14 protein-coding genes and 1 pseudogene are annotated in these 20,695 nt (G+C 48.6%); 2 read left to right on the forward strand and 13 right to left on the reverse strand.

Annotation, left to right across the window (positions count from 1 at the left end):
* Window positions 1-248: 248 nt before the first annotated feature.
* Window positions 249-458 (forward strand): annotated as a pseudogene (locus ACJ2PR_RS24240) (IS4 family transposase); the annotation flags it as partial.
* Here ACJ2PR_RS24240 and ACJ2PR_RS24245 read toward each other — a convergent pair.
* The 3 genes from ACJ2PR_RS24245 to ACJ2PR_RS24255 all read right to left on the reverse strand — a co-directional run bounded on the left by ACJ2PR_RS24245 (window position 455) and on the right by ACJ2PR_RS24255 (window position 3,158).
* A complete protein-coding gene (locus tag ACJ2PR_RS24245; RefSeq protein WP_446878866.1) occupies window positions 455-1,594 on the reverse strand; it encodes a hypothetical protein in 1,140 nt (379 codons plus the stop codon). The pseudogene ACJ2PR_RS24240 and the gene ACJ2PR_RS24245 sit on opposite strands and share 4 nt — an antisense overlap.
* A gap of 113 nt (window positions 1,595-1,707) precedes the next feature.
* Window positions 1,708-2,166 (reverse strand): response regulator, encoded by a 459-nt coding sequence (locus ACJ2PR_RS24250; protein ID WP_446878867.1) that lies wholly within the window; start codon window positions 2,164-2,166, stop codon window positions 1,708-1,710.
* A gap of 197 nt (window positions 2,167-2,363) precedes the next feature.
* Window positions 2,364-3,158: a response regulator transcription factor gene (locus ACJ2PR_RS24255; RefSeq protein ID WP_446878868.1), complete on the reverse strand. Its 795-nt coding sequence runs from the start codon at window positions 3,156-3,158 to the stop codon at window positions 2,364-2,366.
* Between the two features lie 75 nt (window positions 3,159-3,233).
* On the opposite strand from ACJ2PR_RS24255, the gene ACJ2PR_RS24260 reads away from it, so the two are divergent.
* Window positions 3,234-3,497: a hypothetical protein gene (locus ACJ2PR_RS24260; protein ID WP_446878869.1), complete on the forward strand. Its 264-nt coding sequence runs from the start codon at window positions 3,234-3,236 to the stop codon at window positions 3,495-3,497.
* 460 nt (window positions 3,498-3,957) lie between these two features.
* On the opposite strand, the gene ACJ2PR_RS24265 is transcribed toward ACJ2PR_RS24260, so the two are convergent.
* The 10 genes from ACJ2PR_RS24265 to ACJ2PR_RS24310 form a co-directional block, all read right to left on the reverse strand.
* On the reverse strand, window positions 3,958-5,832 hold the full coding sequence (locus ACJ2PR_RS24265) for a hypothetical protein (RefSeq protein ID WP_446878870.1): 1,875 nt from the start codon (window positions 5,830-5,832) through the stop codon (window positions 3,958-3,960).
* A 29-nt stretch (window positions 5,833-5,861) separates the two neighbouring features.
* Window positions 5,862-6,338: a chemotaxis protein CheW gene (locus ACJ2PR_RS24270; protein ID WP_446866631.1), complete on the reverse strand. Its 477-nt coding sequence runs from the start codon at window positions 6,336-6,338 to the stop codon at window positions 5,862-5,864.
* A 10-nt stretch (window positions 6,339-6,348) separates the two neighbouring features.
* Window positions 6,349-9,444, reverse strand: coding sequence for a hybrid sensor histidine kinase/response regulator (locus tag ACJ2PR_RS24275; RefSeq protein ID WP_446878871.1), 3,096 nt, complete (start codon window positions 9,442-9,444; stop codon window positions 6,349-6,351).
* A 134-nt stretch (window positions 9,445-9,578) separates the two neighbouring features.
* Window positions 9,579-12,998: a GAF domain-containing protein gene (locus ACJ2PR_RS24280; protein WP_446878872.1), complete on the reverse strand. Its 3,420-nt coding sequence runs from the start codon at window positions 12,996-12,998 to the stop codon at window positions 9,579-9,581.
* A gap of 29 nt (window positions 12,999-13,027) precedes the next feature.
* The gene (locus ACJ2PR_RS24285) at window positions 13,028-13,573 is read right to left on the reverse strand and encodes a chemotaxis protein CheW (RefSeq protein ID WP_446878873.1); all 546 of its coding nucleotides are present in this window, start codon (window positions 13,571-13,573) and stop codon (window positions 13,028-13,030) included.
* Window positions 13,574-13,584: 11 nt separating this feature from the next.
* The gene (locus ACJ2PR_RS24290) at window positions 13,585-13,950 is read right to left on the reverse strand and encodes a response regulator transcription factor (RefSeq protein ID WP_446866626.1); all 366 of its coding nucleotides are present in this window, start codon (window positions 13,948-13,950) and stop codon (window positions 13,585-13,587) included.
* 40 nt (window positions 13,951-13,990) lie between these two features.
* Entirely contained in the window at window positions 13,991-15,175 is a 1,185-nt protein-coding gene (locus tag ACJ2PR_RS24295) for a response regulator (RefSeq protein WP_446857835.1), read from the reverse strand.
* A gap of 635 nt (window positions 15,176-15,810) precedes the next feature.
* Window positions 15,811-17,463 carry an NAD(P)H-quinone oxidoreductase subunit 4 gene (locus ACJ2PR_RS24300; protein WP_446878874.1) on the reverse strand — a complete coding sequence of 551 codons (1,653 nt, stop codon included), beginning with the start codon at window positions 17,461-17,463 and terminating at the stop codon, window positions 15,811-15,813.
* 266 nt (window positions 17,464-17,729) lie between these two features.
* Complete coding sequence (locus ACJ2PR_RS24305) at window positions 17,730-18,431, reverse strand: pentapeptide repeat-containing protein (protein ID WP_446878875.1); 702 nt, start codon at window positions 18,429-18,431, stop codon at window positions 17,730-17,732.
* A 511-nt stretch (window positions 18,432-18,942) separates the two neighbouring features.
* On the reverse strand, window positions 18,943-20,598 hold the full coding sequence (locus ACJ2PR_RS24310; RefSeq protein ID WP_446878876.1) for a hypothetical protein: 1,656 nt from the start codon (window positions 20,596-20,598) through the stop codon (window positions 18,943-18,945).
* Window positions 20,599-20,695: the final 97 nt, after the last annotated feature.

Genomic DNA, 20,695 nt, shown 5'->3' on the forward strand with positions numbered 1-20,695 from the left:
TGAATTTACTGTCCTCTCTTGCATTCCGGCTTCCTAGTTTTGTCAGTCAAGCAGCTCTGGCGCGTTCTGGGTAACACTGCGTCATCCAATGACCCGAACAGCACTTCAATCATTTTGCCTGTCGTGAAGGTTTGGTCGGGAGAGGTTCTGCTTTTGTAGCTGACTTCCTTCTGCCGGAGGGTTTCGCGGCGGGGTTCTCGGAAGTCTTTACCGCTGCTTTTCTGCCTCGCTGACTTGTTTGTTTTTGTGTGTTAGCCCTACTCTCATTAGCCTTGTGTTGGGCAATTCTAGTTGGCGAGTGGTTGCACCACGTCAAACCACTCACCCTTAAAAAGCATAGACGCAAAGCCAAAAGTATCTTCCGCTATGGCTTAGATTGTCTCCGCAATACCGTGTTCAACTTAGAGCAAAAAATGAGTGAGTTTCTGCAAGTACTACAATTTTTGTCCTGTACTTAGGGTATTGATTTACGATGAACTTGCTTTGCGCTATGGAGTTGAGCACTCACTTGAGGAGTCACCTGCTTCTTGACTTGCTGCGTTGGCTTTTCTCCTAAGCGACTTGACTCTAGAGGCATTCTTTCAGGTGCGGCGATCGCACTTGGAGCAAGAGTCATCGTTCGGTTAGGGTGCGGTTCTTCTGAGGATGACTGTTTATATTCAGGTGCCAAGGAGTTTTGCACTGATAGGGCTGCCCAAGTAGATACACCTCCGGCTGCAAACCCTCCGGCAACTAGCATAGAAGCCATCCCTGCATTAGCCACGAGATTTCCGCCGGAGCAAGGCTGCAATGGGAATGCTTGAGGCAGGGGTGTAGCTCTTGTTGGAGCATCAAGGCGACCCCCTTTTATGAAAGGAAGTTGGAGAAGCTCGATCGCTTTCCAGTGACTGCCGATTTGATGGCTAGTTTGATGGTCGGTCAAATCATCTAGTTGACCTTCAAACGGATTCCTAATCTGCTTCCTTAACGGGTCGCGCTTTTGCTCAGAACAATCGGCTGTTTGTTTGTCTGCAAAGCCAAAATCTCCAGGTCGAGCAACATTGGCTTGTTGATTTTGTTGAGTTTGATGGTGAATGAGAACTTCATCAATGAATTTCAGCTTGTCTAAAGTCGGGCTAGTTTGTAGTCCCTTAGATGGATGGCTAGAACTTGGAGTATCGATGATCGCATGGCTCACTCTAAATTCTAGTAGCCTGACTTGAATAATCAGCAGATATTTTTTGGATACTAGATGAAAGTAGGCTGCTACACTGTCGCTGTATGCGATCGCAGCAACTTCAGCTCCGGCAAAGTGATCGTTTTCGATTTGCTTGAGAATCTGTGCAGCACTGTAAGCTTCCGTCAAAGCCCTCTCGGAGGTGTTCAATACCCAATGTTTGCTCTGTTGTAAGTAATGTCCGACTCCAATGCTAGTTTGAAAGCACTTTTCTTTGAGAGATTTAGGTGCCTGCCCTGCCTTGTGACCGTGACCCAATGCCTCTCCGGAGGTTTCTGAGACCCAGCGATTTCCTACATGAATATATTTCTCAGCTTTGGTCAGGATCAGTACCTGACTACGAACACGATTTTTAATTTCGGACAGAATAGAATTCATGACAAAGCACCTTATGTCTGAGGGTACAGATTTTTGAAACAGGGCCTTCGTATAACTAACGCTACGAGGGAGGTCTGAAAATTTGCTTTACGGCGGTGGAGTTGATGAGAAACTTAAGTTTTTTCGGGATACTGCCACTTAGATTTTTTGTGGATAACGCCGTAGTGAAGCCCTCGAACTGTTGAAACGATTTCCTCATAAGGCGTACTTTTGGGAAGATATTCTGAGGCTCCAGCTTCTAGCGATCGCCAGATAAATTCTGTTTCCTCGGAACAGGTTAATACGAGAATCTCAATCCAGGAATAGAGTCGATGAATTTCGCGAACGGCGAGGATTTCTTCACCGTCAGGCATACAACTATCTATAACAACCACATCGGGCAATAGCCGCATTGCTAATTCAAGCGTTTCTTCACTGTTTCTAGCTTGACCAACAACTTTGAGATCTTCCTGAGTCAAGGCATCGACGAGTAATTGCCTGCCAACAGTATGAGCATCTGCAATTAGAAGACGAATCTGGGGGGAAGAACCCCGCAAAAACTGTGTGACTTGTGGTTGCTGGAGTGTCTTCATCTTGCGGCCTCTAAGATTGCAATGTTATTTCAAACGTGTCTCGATCGCTGACAGGGAGTGACCGACATGAGGAGCATTGTTAAACAATGTAGATGCTTATTAATTAAGGTAAGCGAGGAGTCGTGACAAATCAGGGACGCGATCGTAGTGGTTTTGTACAGCAGTCTCTGTGTCATCAGTCCTCAAACCACCGCACTTTAGTAGAAGTTAGCAACAGACTTCGTTGCAGTTTCAAGCTTCTTAACGGATGAAAAATTGACAGGTAAAATGTTTCTTTTGGGTAGCCCAAAGCGGTCTGGAAGCTCTAAGCGATATCCTCGTCCATGAATTGTTCTAAGATAAAAGGGATTGAAGCGATCGGGTTCTAGTTTGGCTCGAATGTTTCTAACGTGAACTCGAATTGTTTCGATGTCATCATCCGGGCCATATCCCCAAACTTGCTTGAGAATCTCATGAGACGAGACTGCTTGATTAGGACGTTGAAGTAGACAGTGGATGATACCAAGCTCGATCGGAGTAATTTTAATAGTTTGTCCAAACCAAATGGCTTCCATCTGAGAAGGAACTAGCGTCAGAGGGCCATAGCTGAGAATTTCAGTCGATTTGGCTGCTTTGGGGCGCTTCTTTGCCCGCCGCAAAATCGCTTGAACCCTGACCAGCATCTCTTCTGAGGCAAAAGGTTTAATCAGGTAGTCATCCGCCCCTGCATCAAATGCCTTGACTTTATCCTGAGTCGCCGACAAAGCGGTTAGGACTAGAATTGGAATATTCGCGGTGCGATCGTCCTGCCGCAAGCGCCGACAAACCGTAAATCCATCTACTTTGGGAAGTCGGATATCCAGCATGATCAGATCTGGCAAAAGCTGTTGAGCTAAAATTTGGCCCTTGATTCCTTCACTGGCATAGCTTACCTGGTATCCAATTGTTTCTAGTTCTACAGAAAGTAGTTCTGAGAAGGTAAAATCATTGTCGATAATCAGAATTTGAGACATGGTTCACTCTCGGCAAGATTGCTTTACTGCTCAAGTTGTTCGCCTAGCAATAGCTCAGTCAGTGGAGAACTATCTGTGGCTATTCTCGAAGCTTTCTCTAGTGGCGAGAGATCAGTAGTAGAAGGTGCTTTGGAATCAGGGGCGATCGGGTCTATGATAGGAGCAGCCTCGATCGTTAGCTCTGAAGAGGGAACTGGGCTTTCAGTCTTTGCTGAGTCAGACAAGGGATTTGTAAATTCAGTGATGCTACACCCAGACAACATTAAAAGCATCGATAACAAGAACGGAAATAACCACTTAAAGGCATTAACTTGCCCATCCATGACACTCATTTTATGACTCTCCTAAATTCTTACTAGACGTTTGAAAATCGCGAAAGATTAGATAGATGGGCATTGCTGAATGCAAATATGAATTGCCCTCCTCACGAAGTGGGGCACAGCCCTCGTCAACCTTTCTTCCCAGGGAAAAGGGAGCCAGAGTTCTTGTTCCCTCGCCCTTTGGGAGAGGGTTAGGGTGAGGGCAAATCTGGCATTTCATATGGCAATTCAGCAATGCCGATAGATGCAATATTTTCGAGATCCGAAGGCCACAGAGAAACGAAGCCTAGTAGGATCAAGCTTGAAAAACAGCTATGCACAAAGCTCGTATTCTCGCCTGTAGTTGCCTTACTCAAGGTTAATCAGGCAAAGGTGACAAACTGAGGATAAACAAGTGTCATTTCTAATAAGCTGACAAGTCTTGCTAATATGGTGGACAACTCAAGACCTTAAGCAAGCATGAACTGAATACCCAATCTCTACTGCTTATTGCGATCACTACGCCACTGAGCGATCGCTGTCTTTGCCTCCTGATAGGCTGGAGTATCTTGTGGCACAAAACCCGCCGTTTGAATGGCTTCCGCAAATTCGCCCTGAACAGCGTGAGCGCGGGCAAGACTCAGGATAGACTGGCTCCATTCCCTGGTCAATGTCTGAGCTTCCTTATAGAAAGGCTGATCAGGTTGAATGCTGCGAATGGCGGCGATCGCCTGGCTATACGAAGGTGCTTGAAACCGTTGGATGGAGAGTTCTGCCTGCTCCAGGATGGCTTGATTGGCTTTGGCTTTTTGCCACTGAGAAATGGACTCTTGGGCGGCTGGGTAGAGGCTTTTTTGGTTCGAGGAAATGAGTTGAGCCGCAGAGATTGCCTTGTTGTAATTACCTTGATTAGCCCGTCCTTGAGCCAAGTCCAAAATTACCTGACTCCAGCGTTCAATGTCCTTCTGAGCTTGATCATAGAGAGGATCTCCGGGACGAACGATACGGGCCTTAGCGATCGCGTGACTAAAGTTGGATGCCTGATTCACATGATCCGAGCCGCCGACTTGATTAATCAATGCTCTTGCTTCATTAAGTAACCCCTGGCTTACCTGCTGGCGCAACTGGTTACACTCATCACTGCGCTGATTCTCAGGAATCTGATCGAGGGTATTCAACGCTTTCTCATACTGTCGCGCTTGCAATTCTTTACGGGCACGTTCTAAGGCTGCGATCGTTTCAGACGAAGGTTGTGATTGTGGAGGTGGCTGTGCTTTAGACTGATCATCTTGCTTAGTCTGATCCGTCTTAGTATCGGAATTGGCATCAGATTTAGTTGCATCCGGTGACTTTTCTGCCTCGTCTGTTTTATCAGATGATCCTTTCTTAGCTTTCTCAGAAGGTGAGTACTGATTAGAACGCAAAAAGCTAGATTGGGGTAGCCTTAAGGAGAGAAAACTGATTCTCCCTCCGTAATGATTTAAGAGGGTTGCACCAATTAGCGCAATCATTCCTCCCAACACCGAACCCTGCCAGAGTTTGTCCATCCAAAGATTTGTTTGGGGTAGCTGATCTGAAAGCTCTGTAGAAGGAAGTTGTGTAACGGGAAGCTCTGTAGGGGGAAGTTGTTTACTTTGTCGGTTAGTGCCGCTTGTATCTGACAAGAGGTGTTGATGCTGTTGAACATTGGGCACGATCGCTACTGAATTTTGCCCCAGATGCATGTTGTTGATACTTAGTTCCGGTATTCGACTGCCGAGATACTGAATTAGTTGACCCAGCGTTAGGCAATTGTGACGGCACATCCCTTCTAGCAATGCAACACTCAGCCCTCGATTTGCTACTGACAGTAATCGAGTGGGTGAATAAGACAAAATAGTAGTAATTCCGCATTTATTTGATAACGCGACTGTTTGAACACCCAGGCGATCGTTTGTCCGGTTGCCTTGGCTCCGGTGCATTTCTAGTACTAGCACAATGTTGCCCGTTGCTGCCGATTGAAGATCCGCAAATAAGGACTCTACAAGAATTCCAGTTGAAGGAATTTGATCTGGATTGCCATCGATCGGTAAGAGGTAATCTTTTCCTTCAAACTGTATTCCATAGCCACTGAAGAAACACCACAGGAAATCGTCAGGTTGCACTTGTTGGCAGAATTGGGCGATCCAGTTGTGAATATTTTTCTGACTTGGATAGATTGCCTTGACATCAGGTGTGGAAGAAACATCTGCTAGTAACACACAGTGATCTGAAGCAAATTTTGCCTCGTTGACCCAAAAATCTAGCAACGCTACGACATCCGAATTAGTGTTTGGCAGCGGTTGAAAATGCTGATACTGATTAATGCCAATCGCGATCGCCCAGTAGTTTGTCATCTCAAATACTCCCAATTGTTTCAGCGATTTCAATCTTTTTGCCCTGGCAAAAGAGAAGGAGTGAAAGCGTTCAGGATTCGGTTGATGTCTAGCAGAAACATGGTCGTTGTGGCTTCTTCAGGAGAGATGACCGCAGTATGACTGGCGATCGCTAGCAGCCCTGACTGCTGGTTAGACAGCGGCAACCGCTGCATCCTCTCTCGCGGGAACTCGACCAAACTGGGTGGCTCACCCACGGGAATTGCATTGAATTCTTTTGAAGAATTTTGCGTAATCAATAAAAAAGGTCGGGATAACTGACCCGAATTTTCTAGCCCTAACTGCTGATGCAAATCTAAAACCCGAATCGTGTGCTGACCAAGCTGGACTAGCCCCATTTTGCTGAGTTCATGATTGGTGCTGAGGGGATACTTCACCACCTGAAGAACTTCTGCGATCGGCAGCGCCAAGCAATAATCTGCAACGGTAAACGCAATAAACTTTTCTGCTTTTAATCCATCTTGCATCGTTTCCACCTTATCCTAGCTCAGATGCAGAGTTGAGGGTCGTTCTTTTGAGCAGATCTGATACGATAGCCAACAGTTTATGCTCCATATAAGGCTTGACCATATAAACCGTTGCTCCTAATTGTGAGGCGAGTGCCCGGTGCTTATCGCCGCTCTGAGATGACAGCATCACGATCGGACTGTCTGCCAATAGAGGAATTTGTTGTCGGTTTCTCAGCAATTCAAACCCGTTCATGCGGGGCATTTCAATATCACAAATAACTAGCCGGATATCAGATTGACGCTGAAACTGCTCAAGAGCTTCGTAACCATCCTGAGCTTGAAAGACACGATAGCCAGCTTTTTGTAAAGTCAGCGTCAGGGATTGGCGTGTAGTAATTGAGTCGTCCACAATTAGAATTCGAGTGTCTGGCTTTTCACTAAAGTCTGAAGTTGGGAGGGCTGAAAAGGTGGGCTGAGGCTGAGGCAGGATTGATCGCTCAGGACTGGATAGAAGCGGCCCAGCGGTTGTCTTAGCCCAATGGTGATGGACGGGGGCGGTACGCTGCTGATCAAACACTTTTTGAAGTAACATTGCCCCCTCTACGACCAATGCTAATCGCCCGTCCGCCAGCACCGTTGCCCCATGAATATAGTTCGGTGAGCCAATCATAGCTCCTAAAGGACGGATAACCAATTGTTGCTCCCCAATTAGACGATCGACCTCCAAACCCAGTAGGGTCTCTTGGCAGCGAATCACAATGACGGGATCGATCGAATCCTTGGCACTCAGGGGAGCCTGGAAACTCATGGAGAGCGGAGTCGCTGCATCGTAATCGAGAAGGCTTGCCAGCGAGTAGATCGGAGCCAGTTTTTCTTCTGCGCCCTGACTCCACCGCAAAAACCTGCCCCCGTTGCGCTCTTGAATCTGGCTAGCGATCGGAATCAAAATTTGCTCAACGCTATCATCTAACAAGGCATAGGTCTTAGACCCCACCTCGCAGACAAACAATTGAGCGATCGTCAGGTTGAGGGGAATCTGCAACTTGAAGGTCGTTCCCCGATGCAACTCAGAATCAACCGTAACCGACCCTCGCAGAGCTTGCACCTGGTTTCGCACGACATCTAGCCCAACGCCTCGCCCAGAGAGATCACTGACCTGAGACACCGTGGAGAACCCTGGCTCAAATAGCAAATCAGTTAGCTGATTTTGAGTGAGACTATGCGCCTTTTCGAGGGAGATGAGTTGTCGCTCGATCGCGCGGTGTCGAATTTGATCAAAGTCCAACCCATTGCCATCGTCTTGAACTTCGAGGACGAGATGTCTGCCCTGGTAGTAGGCAGAGAGTGTGATCTGCCCCTTCTCTGGTTTGCCTCGCTGTTGTCGAACGGCGGCAGGTTCAATCCCGTGGTCAAAGGCATTGCGGACTAAGTGCAGCAAAGGGTCAAACAACTTTTCAGCTACTGCTTTGTCCACGAGAACTTCGTTGCCGTGCAGCCTGAGCGCGATCGGTTTGTTGTGCAGGGTTTCTAGCTGTTGCAGAGCATTGGGAAAGCGACCCAAGATCTCACCAAGGGGCAACATCCGAGCTTCGATTAAAGCACTCTGGCTAGAGGTTAGCAGTTGCTGTTGCTTTTCTAGGGTTTGGTCAGATTCGCGAGTCAGCAGATCAATAGCATCCGCCGTTTCTGCTAACTGCACCAGGTGATCGACCAGCAACTGAATCAGGGCAGCGTTGCTCCCGTGGTTGCGGGCTAAGAAATCAGAGCGAGCCTGAGTACTTCCTTTTTTAGAGGCTTTACGGGCTGCTTTACGCGGGAGCTTTGAAGGCGCTCCTAGTGGATTTTTCGCCTGTGGCTGTTTGAACAAGTTAGCCTGGTGAGCGGAGTGATCTTGAAGCTGACCGAGCAGTTGTTGATGTTGCCGGATCTGGTTGAGCAGGGTTTTACTGACCGTCTGTAGCTGCTCGGTCTGAAGCGACTGGCGGTTTTGGTGGGTGACTAGTTCGCCGATCACGTAGTTGAGATGATCTAATTGCTTTACCCCCACTCGCACAGCAGGCAGTGGCGAAACTGGGTCTTTTTGGGGGAGCGCGTTTAGAGGAGCTACCGATCGCTCAGGTTGAGGCGGGCTGTACATCTGGCTCAGGGTTTGCTCAACGTTTGCGCCTGAGTCTGGTTGTACCAGTTCTTTCAACTGTTGATCGAATATTGGCTCATCTAAAGTGGACTGCTGCCCCCAGATGCTTTCTAAAAGCGGAGTATCTAGCGCCTCTTCGATTGACTCACTCACCTCTATCTCAGCTATATCAGCATTGAGCGTGAAGGCATCCCCGCGTGGCGGAAGATCGGCGAGTTGTTGTAGCTCACGAGAGGGTTCGCCGCCTTGGCTACGCTCGCCCCCCAGCACGGCTGCCTGTCCTGCTTGGAAGTCTGCGAGAGCGATCTGAGCGATGATCACTGCCTGATCGGGATGATGATCTAAAGCCGTAAGCACCGTGTGGGCGATCGCTCCAAACCCGACTAGGTTGAGAGACTCTGCTAAACCCAGAAAAATTTCGGCTTGAGTTCGCAGTACGGTGCAGATTTCTTCAGGGGGGTCATTGTCCAGGCTCGTTGCGATTTGCGCGAGTCGTTGAGTAACCCCCCCTTCAAATAAGGATTGAGTCAGATCAAACCCCAAATCTGCCGAGGTGGGTAGATAGGCTTCTTGACCAAAGCAGTCTCCCAGCTTGGCTTGCAGTAGGGTAAAAATAGCGGCGGCTCGATCGAGAATTTCGGCATGGTTTACCGATCTGCCTGTGAGTTCTGCCATGAGCGGCAGGCGAAGACACTCCATTCCTTCAAAGAGTAATGCTTCCGCTTCTGAGTCGAGGGATAGATTGGGCTGACAGAGCGCTCTGAAGATATCTTCGAGCGAGTGGGCCACCCTGGCGATCGTCTCCAATCCCACGCTGGTGGCTGCCCCTTTGAGGGTGTGGGTGGCTCTCATCAGGTTGTTAACTTCATTGATGCCCCAGCTCTCTTGGAGGCGCAGCAAGCCTTCTTCTAGCGCTTGTAGCAGTTCGGGGGCTTCTTGAAGAAAGTATTGATAGGTTTGCTCACGAATGGTTGGGTCTGGGGTCATGATTGAAGGGGGGGCGAAGATCTCAGCGACACAATTGAGATGCTCCCAGCCAGAACCCTCTTGGTCTCTTTCCTTGAGGAGAGGGCCAGGGCGGGGGCAGAGTATTAATGCAGGAGGTCAATGGATCTGTCTAGTTAATCGACCTTGAACTGTCCACTCTTGGATTGCAGGTCTTGAGCCGTTGCGAGTAGCTCTTTGAATGAGGCAGAAATCGTAGCGGAATCCTCCGAGGTTTGGTGGGCAATGGCGGCTACTTTCGTCATCGTTTGGGTAACTGACTGACATTCCTGAGTCTGCGCGTGAGTGGCCTGGGTGATGCCCGTTACGAGTTGGCTAATTTGAGCCGTAGCACCCACGATCGCATTCAAATTCTCACGCGCTTCATTCACGACGGTGGTTCCTGATTCAACCTGTTGAATGCCTGTCTCCATTGCGGTAGACACTTCAGCCGTGCTTGCCTGGATTTCTTGGACAAGCTGCTCAATCTCAGTAGCAGCATTGGCAGACTGTCGCGCCAGCGATCGCACTTCATCGGCAACGACGCCAAACCCGCGTCCAAACTCTCCGGCTCGTGTGGCTTCGATCGACGCATTCAAGGCTAGCAGTTGGGTCTGAGTGGTAAAGTTGCCAATCAAGCTGACGATTCTGGAAATCTTTTGAGAAGAGTCGCTCAGACGTTGCAGCCGCTTGCTGGTCTCCATCACGGTTTCTCGGATGTCGTCCATCTCTTCCACGGTGCGATCGATTGCCGCATCGCCCGCTAAGACCGTTTGGTTTGCCTGCTGAACGGCAGCTTCTACTTGCTGGGCATTGGTCTCCACCGCCTCCGTTGAGCCAGCCATCCTTTGCACTTGTCCGAGGGCTTGGTCGATCGCTTGGAGTTGCGCTTGAGCCTGATGGGTGAGCATTGTAATGGAAGCACTACTGGTTTGGGTGGTTTGGCTCACTTGGTTAGCGGCGGCTTGCATCTGCGTCACGATTTGCCGCAGGCTACCCAGGGTGTTGTTATAAGCATCAGCCACCGTGCCTACTTCGGTATCGGTCACCGGGGCGCGAGCCGTCAGATCACCTGCCAGCGAAGGTCGGACTGCCATCAGTAATTGGATAACTTCTTGCTGAAGTTGCTCTTTGGCGCTCTTTTCTCGTTGGGCAGCTTCTGCTAATTGCTGCGATCGCTGTTGCAATTGTTCAACAAACTCTCCTTGCTGAATAGCCACATTGAGCTGGGCGGCAATCTGTTTGGCAAATTCAATTTCTGCTTCTTGCCACTTCCGAGGCCCACTACACTGGTGAATGCAGAACAAACCCCAAAGTTTTTCTCCTTTGAACAAGGGCACCACTAAGTTGGCTTGCACCTGAAACTGAGACAGCAATTCGATATAGCAGTCTGCCATTCCTGATTGATAGAGGTCATCAAGCGCCCAGACCCGACCCTTTTGATATTGCGCTGCCACTTCGACAAAGCAGTGATCCGTCACCTTGACCGTCAAGGCTGAAACATAGCCTGGCGTAACATCTTCTACAATAATTGATCCATCGCTGTAGCCTGGGTCAAATTTGAAGATCGCCACGCGATCGACCTGCCAAAAGCTGCGGATTTCTCTAGCAGTGGTCTTAAAGGTCTTCTGCAAATCGAGAGACTGCCGAATGCGATCGCCCGTTCTGGTAATGAAGCGTTCCCGCTCTGCTGTCTTTGCCAACTGTTCTGCTTGAATTCGCAGTTGCTCTAAATATTCTGCTTGTTGCAATGCTACCCCCAACTGAGCGCTAATTCGCATCATTAATTGAACTTCTCCCTCTTGCCAATGCCGCTCGGCACTGGTTTGAAACGCAGAAAGTAACCCCCAAAGCGTCTGTCCCTGGAAGATAGCTACGACCAGACAGGCTTTGACTTCATAGACCTCTAGCGCTTCTACATGGCAATCGGTCAGACCCCCAGTGTAGATATTATCGATGACCAATGGCTCGTTGTTGCAGAACATGCCGCCTTGATGTTCTTGGAGGTAGGGGTCTTCCCAACCACTGCCCACAAGCTGGGGCAGACCTCTAGCCTCTGACTCCGCCACAAAATCGCCAAAGAAGTCTGGGCGAAATTTGTAAATCGTCAACCGCTCAACATTCAGGAGCTTCCGAACTTCTTGGGTGACGGTTTTGAAGATGGTGTTAATGTCAGAAGCCTGGCGAAGCTTATCGATGACACGGGCGACGGCTTGCCCCTGTTCTGATTCTTGGCTGAGTCGAGTGGTTTGTGATCGGACTTGCTCTAAATATTCCGCTTGTCGGATCGCTAGCCCAAACTGCCGCCCCACTTGAGCCAGCAAACTTACCTCGGTTGGCTCCCAGTGGCGCGATCCTGAGTTTTGGTAAGCACCCAGTAAGCCCCACAGCGTTTCTCCATCAAAAATCGGTGCGATCGTATAAGCTTTGACCTCAAACCCTTCCAAAATCTCAAGGTGACAAGGGCTATGATCCGCGTTGTAGATGTCATCCACTGCGACCGTTTCATTGTTGCGATAACGACCTCCCTGAGTTTCTTGCAGATAGCTATCTGCCCACGCGGTTTCAAGCTCAAGTCCCACGAGCGCGATCCAGCTTTTACCCACTGACTCCGACACAAACTGACCACTCCAGTCTGGGTTAAAGCGGTAGACTGCGACTCGATCGCATTTCAACTGCTGCCGCACTTCCTGGGTTGTCGTCTCAAAAACGCTCGCCACATCTGGAGACTGGTGGATTTTTTGAATCATTTTTGCAATGATTTTGTCTTGTTCAGCTTGCTTGTGTTTTTGGGCACGCACTTCTACTGGCTGAAGCGTTAGCCTCAGTTCCCTAACTACTTGGTCGAGCCACTTGATTTCTACCTCCTCCCATTTGCGAAAGTTAGAACATTGCTGGGCGACCAGTAGCCCCCAGAGTTGCTCCCCCACCCAAATGGGAAGGCTTAAACTTGACTTGACCTGAAACTGTTGTAGCAGTTGAAGCTGATAGGGCGTGACGGCTTCTTGGACAACTTCATCGAGTGCCACGAAGGACTGTTGCTGATAGTCTGATGGGTGCTTGACTCCAAAGGCGATCGCCGGGAGTGTCACCTTCAAGCTGGGCGTGTAGCCGACCATCATCGCCTCGGCAACGACAACGCCCTGGTGTTCGCCTTGAAAGCGATAGATCAGCACGCGATCTGCTTGTAAAGCGCGATGAACTTCCGTCACAGTGGTTTCAAACAACGTTTCAACCGTCTCTGTCTGGCGCATCTGGTTGGCAATGGTAAATAGCTCCAGACTGGAACGCTCCGGGTACTGCGCTGGTGGCTCACTGTTGTTAAACGAGTTCGCTAAGGGCGTGGTGACTTCGTAACTAGAAGAGGGACTGGTTTTAGATTGCTTTAGTTTCTGCATGGTTATGGGTATTTCTGGAGCATTATCTGGTTGAGCAAACTGGGGAGGATTGACCTCTAGAATCGTGTCTTGATCGGTCAGGGTTGATTGTTTTGGCGGATCTGCGATCGCTCGATTTTTTGGGGGGTCACTGCCTACGAGTTGTTTCACGAAGCGCATGGTTGGAGAAGCCTCTAAAGTAAAAAACTTTAAGCTTCTCCTCCTGGGTATTTTTTCCATAGGGGGCAATGAACAATGGGTTGGAGGTCTAAAACAGCATCCCTGCACCCTGGGATCGTTCCTTGAACTAGTGGCAAGAGTTGGGGCGCAAACAAACCGAGCGTGGTGGGTTGAAGGTGCTGCAAATCCTGTAGCTCAATGTCATGCACTTGCTGCACGCCCAGTCCGATTGATTGGTGATTGATTTGAGCCACGATCACCGCGATCGAGGTTGCTCTTTGCTCCGGTTGAAAGGGCGACGGGTAGCCCGCAAAGTCGTTGAAGTCTATGAGCCAGAGCATTTCCCCTCGCCAGTTGCAAATCCCCATTACACAGCTAGGCATGTCAGGAACGGGCAAAATCTCGCTCCCGTCTATTTTGAGAATTTCTGTGATTTGCTCTAGGGGTAGCAGCACGCTGTCCTCGGTTCCTAGCTGAAAGCGGAGCAGTGGCTGGCGAGTTTCTGGGGGAAGGGGGCCTACTATCAACGCGCTCAGACTACTGAGGGCTAATGCTGAATCGGAGGATTGCATCATAAAATTGCCTCCTAAGCCGCCGTTAGGCGCAAAACGGTTTTTGTAAACTCTTTCTGATCGACAGGTTTGGGAAGATAGGCATCCGCCCCCAGCATTGCGCCCCACATTTTGTCTACATCCGTTCCCTTGGTTGAGCAGATCACGATCGGGATCTGTGAAGTGCTGGACTGGGTTTTTAATTCGCGGCACAATTCAAACCCGCTTTGCCCTGGGAGGATCACATCCAGAACCACCAGATCTGGTTTCTTCAAGTCGAGCTTGATTCGAGCCTCTTCACAACTGGTGACGCTAATTACTGCCAGACCTGCTTGCTTGAGGTAGCGGGTTAGCACCTCAGTTTCTGTCAAACTATCTTCAACTAAAAGGATCGTGGTCATAGACATGTGCTCGTGATACAACGTTCTTCAAATCAGCCTTCTAAGAAGACAGGGAGGAAACTGGTAGATATTGCTCCAAAGCAGACAGCACTTTTGCTGACTCGATCGGCTTTGCCAAAAAGCCCGAAGAGCCAACAAGCTTTGCCCGCACCCGATCGACAATGCCATCACTGCTGGTGAGAATAATCACTGGAGTGTCTTTGAAGGCTGAAATGCGGCGGATTTGGGCACAGACTTCATACCCATTTGCCACAGGCATAAGCAAGTCTAAAAAGATCAGGTCAGGCTTGTGTTCTAGCAGCATTGGCAGTGCTTGCATTGAGTCGCGTATGTTGATAAACCGATAGCCAGCCGGAGCCAGAATCTGCCCCATCATTGCGCTATCAAATCGGCTGTCGTCAATGTAGGCAATCAGAGAACCTGTGTTTGACTTGACGCGAAAGCTGATGTCATCAACGAGCGTTAGCCCCATCGTCCCCTCGTTCACATAGGGCATAATGGACTGCGTTAAGGGCACTAGGGGCTGGTTTAATTTGGCGGCTAGATCTCTCAACGTCCACCGGCCGTCTGCCAGGGCGGAGAGGTTGTGATAGGCAAGCAGTGATGTCTGCTGTCGCAGTCCTTCCTGATCCCAGATGATGGGTGCCAGATTGGGGGAAAAGCCGACCAAACCCGCTTGTTGCCAAATCTCCCAGGCTTTTTGGGCTTGCTGCCAGGCCTGGTCAGCCTGAAGCGAAACCTGCGGCGAGGTCAGCAGATCGTGAGACAGCTTACTGTAAGCTAGTCGCATTTCCAAGCGCTGTCGGGGCTGTTGACTCGTCTGAATCACATCAAACAGCAGCTCTAGAATGTTGCCTCCCACGATCGCTGCCAGCTTTCCTGGCAGAATTTTTCCTTGTTTAACCTGATTGACTAAAGAGCCGTAGTCCCAGGTGTGAGGGCGCTCCGTTGCCCGATCGTCCGCAGCCAGATGAGGACAGTGCTGATACAGTTGTCGGTTCCAACGACGCAGTGGGTGCAACTCACCCGCGCTCCACGTCAGGCACCCCAAGTGAAAAAACAAACTCCACAGGGTTCCCTGAGTACCCGAAACACTCAAATCCAGCCGACCTGAAATCCTCTCTCGACTACAAAGCTGAATATGCCTTGCGAGTTCGTGGGCGTTTTCCACTTTGTAAATCGCAATGGGAGGCTCGATCAATCTCACAGATGATGGAGTAAACATTGTTGAAAGACTGGAGGGAAATCTAAATCATTGATCAGCTACTAACACCTGTTTTTTTAGGGTAGAATGCTGCTATATAAATGTCTGTAGAAGAAAAAGCACGGTAAACCACTAGTCTCAAGGATGGAAGCTACACAAACTAGTTTGATCAACCCTGATAAAGCCTTCTCTTGCAGGGCAATTATCAAAATTTTTACAGTAGTAGAAGCTGCCAATATTTTGAATACTTTAATGCAGCAGCTTTGTGTAGTCCCTGAAGCTTAATTGATCAACCGAACCATCTCAAATACTCTTGAGGATGGGATTTCACCAATCGAACCACATCTCGCAATGCAGGCTACGTTGCTAATAACTATAAGTACTTTTTTCCATTAAAAGTTCAGTTTTTTCCTGAGTTTTATACGTCTTTCTACTGAACCCACTACAAACTCAATAGACACTGTAATTCTCGTCAATCATGTCTATGATTCTTATATTTTCTCATAAAAAAACCAAAATAAAGTTGACTTCTGTGAGATAGAAATCAACCTTATTTCGGCGTTCTCTACTGAATTACAAGCGTTGCATTGAAAGTTGATCCTGGTTGACTGACATTCTCACGTTGGGTTTCACCGAGTTCAACTGAATTACAAGCGTTACATTGAGGGTTGATCAGAAGCGACCAGTGTACTTAAGTTGTCAACACTGAGTAGCTTTGCAGGATTTTCAGAAAGCGCGGGTGCTGTAAGGCTGTCAGCATAGTGAGAATGACGCTTTTGAGCAATCACTGCTAAGTTGTTCTGCAAGTTGTTTTCTAGAAGATTCGACACTTCGACTGTCTTGATGTCGTAGGTTTGTGTGACTAGTTTGGGGTAGAAACCAATCCCAACGATCGGGATCAACAAGCAAGCCGTAATAAACATTTCGCGAGGATTCACATCAAAGAACGGCCGATGTTCCTTCAACGCTGAATTTTCAGTTCCGTAGAAGACCTGTCTCAGCATAGAGAGCAAGTAGATTGGTGTCAAAATTAGCCCAACCGCTGTCAGAAAAATCACGACTGCCTTAAACGTGGGATTGTAGGCATCACTCGATACCAAACCTAGAAACACCATAATCTCCCCGACAAAGCCACTCATTCCGGGCAGCGCCAGAGAAGCCAGAGAGCCAGCCGTAAACAAAGCAAACGTCTTAGGCATGGTTTTACCCATTCCGCCCATCTCGTCCATATTCAGGGTGTGAGTCCGCTCGTAGGTGACACCCGCAAGGAAGAACAGACTGGCAGCAATCAATCCATGAGATAGCATTTGTAACATTGCACCATTGAGACCCAAGTCGGTGAAAGACGCAATGCCTAGTAGCACAAAGCCCATGTGTGAGATTGAGGAGTAAGCCAGCCGTCGCTTTAGGTTGGTTTGACCAAACGCACACAGCGCACCATAGATAATGTTGACCAAGCCGAGAATGGCGATCGCGGGGGCAAAGTAGACATGGGCACTGGGCAACATCTCAATGTTCATGCGAATCAGGGCATAGCCTCCCATCTTCAACAAGACCCCGGCTAAAATCATCGAAACTGGAGCCGAAGCCTCGCCGTGAGCATCGGGCAACCAGGTGTGCAGTGGGAAAATCGGTAGTTTGACTCCGAAGGCAATCAAGAAGCCTGCATAAGCAAGTAGCTCAAATCCCAAAGAATAGTTCTTGAGGCCTAATGCTTCCATGTCAAAGGTGACGGTATCTCCATAAAACGCCATTCCCAAACCAACTACCAGGATAAAAATCGAGGCCAGGGCAGTGTAGAGAATAAACTTTGTTGCAGCATAGCGGCGTTTGGCTCCACCCCAGATTGCAATCAGGAGGTAGATTGGAACCAGTTCTAGTTCCCAGGTCATAAAGAACAGCAGAAGGTCTTTGGCTACAAATACACCAAGCTGGGCACTGTACATTACCAGCATCAGAAAGTAAAACAACCGGGGTCTATCTTTGACTTTCCACCCTGCAAAGATGGATAAGGTAGTTACTAGACCTGTTAGTAACACTAATGGCATTGATAGACCATCTACGCCAACTGACCAGTTCAACCCCAACTGTGGAATCCAGGAGTAGGTTTCAGTGAGTTGAAATTCAGCCGTCTGAAAATCATAGTGCTGCCAAGCTACATAGGTCATCAGGGCAAAGTCTACTAAGCCAACACTCAGCGCATACCATCTGACGGTTTTACCCTGTTTGTCTGGCAGTATAGGAATGACGAAGGCAGCTAGAAGCGGCAGCATAACGATCGTTGTTATCCAGGGAAGTTGAATGCTCATGGTTAGCACTTAAGAAGAGAGTAGTTTCTGCGTGTAAAGGGCAAAGCAGTCGTGCCAAGGCCCTTGGGGTTGACCATCAATGGTCATCAATGCTTTATCCTTACTGAGCGATCGCACATATCTGCGGTGACGAGCTTGAAAGGTAGAACTACACTAATCGCGATCAACTAGTAGGGTGAGACAGACCTGAACCACACATTCGGATGCTTCTTGCTAAATTACCTGATCGCTATGTGGGTGGTGAGTGAATGAAGTCTGTTCTTGCTTTAAGTTAAGTCAAAGGAGGTAACAAAGTCGGGATATTCCACGATCGGCTCACAGCAACGATCATGAAAAGTGCCATTAGGCATGATGGTTCCCCTCATTGTTGCGTATCTCAAATTAACCTGCCTGAGATTTGCTCTAAATAGACAGCTTCCAACGAGATCGGCTCTGCTGAAATTTGCGCTCTGCAAGTTAGCCCCAGTCAAATCAGCCATAAACAAAACCGCCTCCTGAAAGTCAGTTCCTGTGAGGTCTGACTCGCTCAAGTCTGCCCAGGGTAGATAGGCTTGACTTAGCTTAGACATCGACAAAGTAGACTGTTTCAGGTTCGCTTCTCGCAGGCTGGCTCGACTCAAATCTGCTTCTCTCACGATCGCCCATTGCAGATCCACCTCAGTCAAGTCTGCTCCATTCAGATTTGCGTTACTAAGATCTGCTCGGCAAAGATCTGCTTGGCGTAGAATGCTCATGCTCAGATCGGCTCCCCTTAAGTCTGCCCCCATCAAATTTGCACCCGTGAGGTTTGCACCGCTCAGGTTTGCCTGACCTAGCTTTGCCCAACTCAGATCGACCTCTCTAAGGTTAGCTCTACTTAGATGTGCGCCACTGAGATTGGTCTGGCTAAAACTTCTTTGCCCTAAGAGATAGCGTTTTACAAGCTTCTCAACAGCTATTTCTCTCGCGTCCAGTGCCTTTGCATTCATTTCCTTAACCTCCATTGCCTCAATTGGTCAAATCCGATCAATTTGTCTACTCTCTGAGATTGGAAACCCATAAAAGGGTGATTCGTTATGCAATAGCCGAGGACATCGTGTCAGCTTCTAAGGGAGTTGTTAGTTCCCCTAGACACAGGAACATAGTCTTATACCAAATCAACCAACCAATGATACTCATAACAGTGAACTAACTGATTTCTGTCTCTCAGACTTGGAAAGAACCCATTAGAAAAGCCGTTTCAAAGTCTCCCAGAATTGGGGAATTTAGGGGGCGAGGATTTGTATCAACAATCAGTAGATTTGGCTGATTGACTGACAAATCTTTTCAGGTAGGTTGGATTTCACCAGGTTCAACCCAACGTTAGCAACGGTAGAAAGGCTGCTGTTGGGTTTCGCGTTGCTCAACACCAACCTACGAAGAATCGAGGGTTTTAGAAGTTTTGTCAGTCAACCAGGTAGATTTGGTATTAGATCAGGCTACACCCTAAATGCTGGTGCTTTAGTTGACGACGACATAGACTCGATCGAGTTTGATCTTCTTGCCATTCGTTCCGGTATTGCGGACAATAACTTTCAAATCATTTACCTTCGCGGCTGTGTTGATTGCTGCCGTCACATCCCACTCTACAAGGCTCTCTTTTGACTCGCCTGACAAAACGGGGACTGCTTGGCTTCCTAAGATGGAGGGTTTGGTTAGTGAGCCGCCACCAATCTGAAAGACCACTGAGTTAGGCGAAATTCCTTCTTCTTCGTAGTGTTCTATGTAGATTTTCACTGATCGAATTGTGCTACTTGTCGGGATAGTGTTACCAAACTTGAATGACCAAAAATCGCCTGATTCTAAATCTAAGCGATCGTTATCACTTTTCTTGACTACGTATACTTTCCCATCTTGGACTAAGGTTTTCCGGTTTTTGGTATCCCAGCCGTCTACAACCTGTAGGGTGACCGAATTGCTAATAGGAGTAGGAGTGGGAGTAGGGGTAGGGGTAGGAGTCGGGGTGGGAGTCGGAGTCGGAGTCGGAGCGGGAGTGGGTGTAGGAGTGGGAGTGGGAGGGGGAGTCGGCGTTGGGGTTGGTGCAGCTTGTCCAAATATAGACTGAACACCTTGGCTAGAGTTGAACATTGCACGACTGTCATGCGCGACATTAGGAACCGTAACTTTCCTATGGTTGTTCTGAATTGAGGAACCAAAGAATTGAGTTAGATAGTTGTAGTAAATCGTTCCTCTCTCAAATCGGTGCGCCCCTTGTAGCTTGGCAGGACAATCATTATCCAAAGAAGAAGCATTGGGATCGGTATCTTTTTCACCGAGCAAGTAAACAACTTGTCGTTGGGCATATTGCGATGTGATCCTGGCGGCTCCAAGATTCTGCATGTAAGGATTTAACCCACTCAAACCATACTTGTAGGTGTTAAAGTCAGGACAACTAGATTGTGCCTGAGCGCTAGGAACCGCAAATTGATCAACCGTCTTGAGAACTCTGCGCTTGTCATCAAAGTAGACATAGGAAGATGGGTTAGCGACGATATAGCGGGTAGGCACCGCTGCTGATTCGACACTCCCCGCCGCAAAGCGATTGGCAAATTGTCCGCCTGCCGAGTGTCCGACGATCGTAATGCTTTGCAGATTGGGGTAGAGGTTGCGGTTTGCTAATTGCTCCATCATTCCATTGACTGCACTAAACGAGCTAGTTTGTGCCGATCGCGGGTTGCTCGATGTGGATAGTGATGAGTCTCCCTGCTTCCAGCCATCGTTTGTCCAAAATGAAATATCGCGTCCAGGGTTGCGGCTTTCGATATCTTCTTCTAGCAAAAACTGTGGAGCTAAAATAATCGTATCGTTGGAGGCTCCAGCCTTTTTCGCAGCCTCTACAATGTACTGGTAATAGTCATCTGCATTTCTGTTTGTGCCATGAATAACAATCACAGCACGCCGAACAGTGGTATCTTGTTGTCCCAGAGGTTTATTGCTGCAATAGGGAAGTTTGAGACTACCCGCCGTGTTCAAAGCGATTCGACCTGCACAAACGACCGATACTGGATCTTTTGCCACAGCAGGGTTGGTCTGTAACTGCAAAGTTGTGATTGTTCCAAGCATGAGTACCGTTGTAGCCAGCTTTTTTACCGTAGATTCGCCTTTCAAGTTAACCACGATTCCTCCTGGGAATTAAAGAGTGGGAATTTTGGTAGAGGCGCACCCTGGCTTTGAGTAGTTGCTTTAGCTAATTCGATGAATGCGATCGCGTTCT

Source organism: Phormidesmis sp. 146-33, from assembly GCF_052939515.1.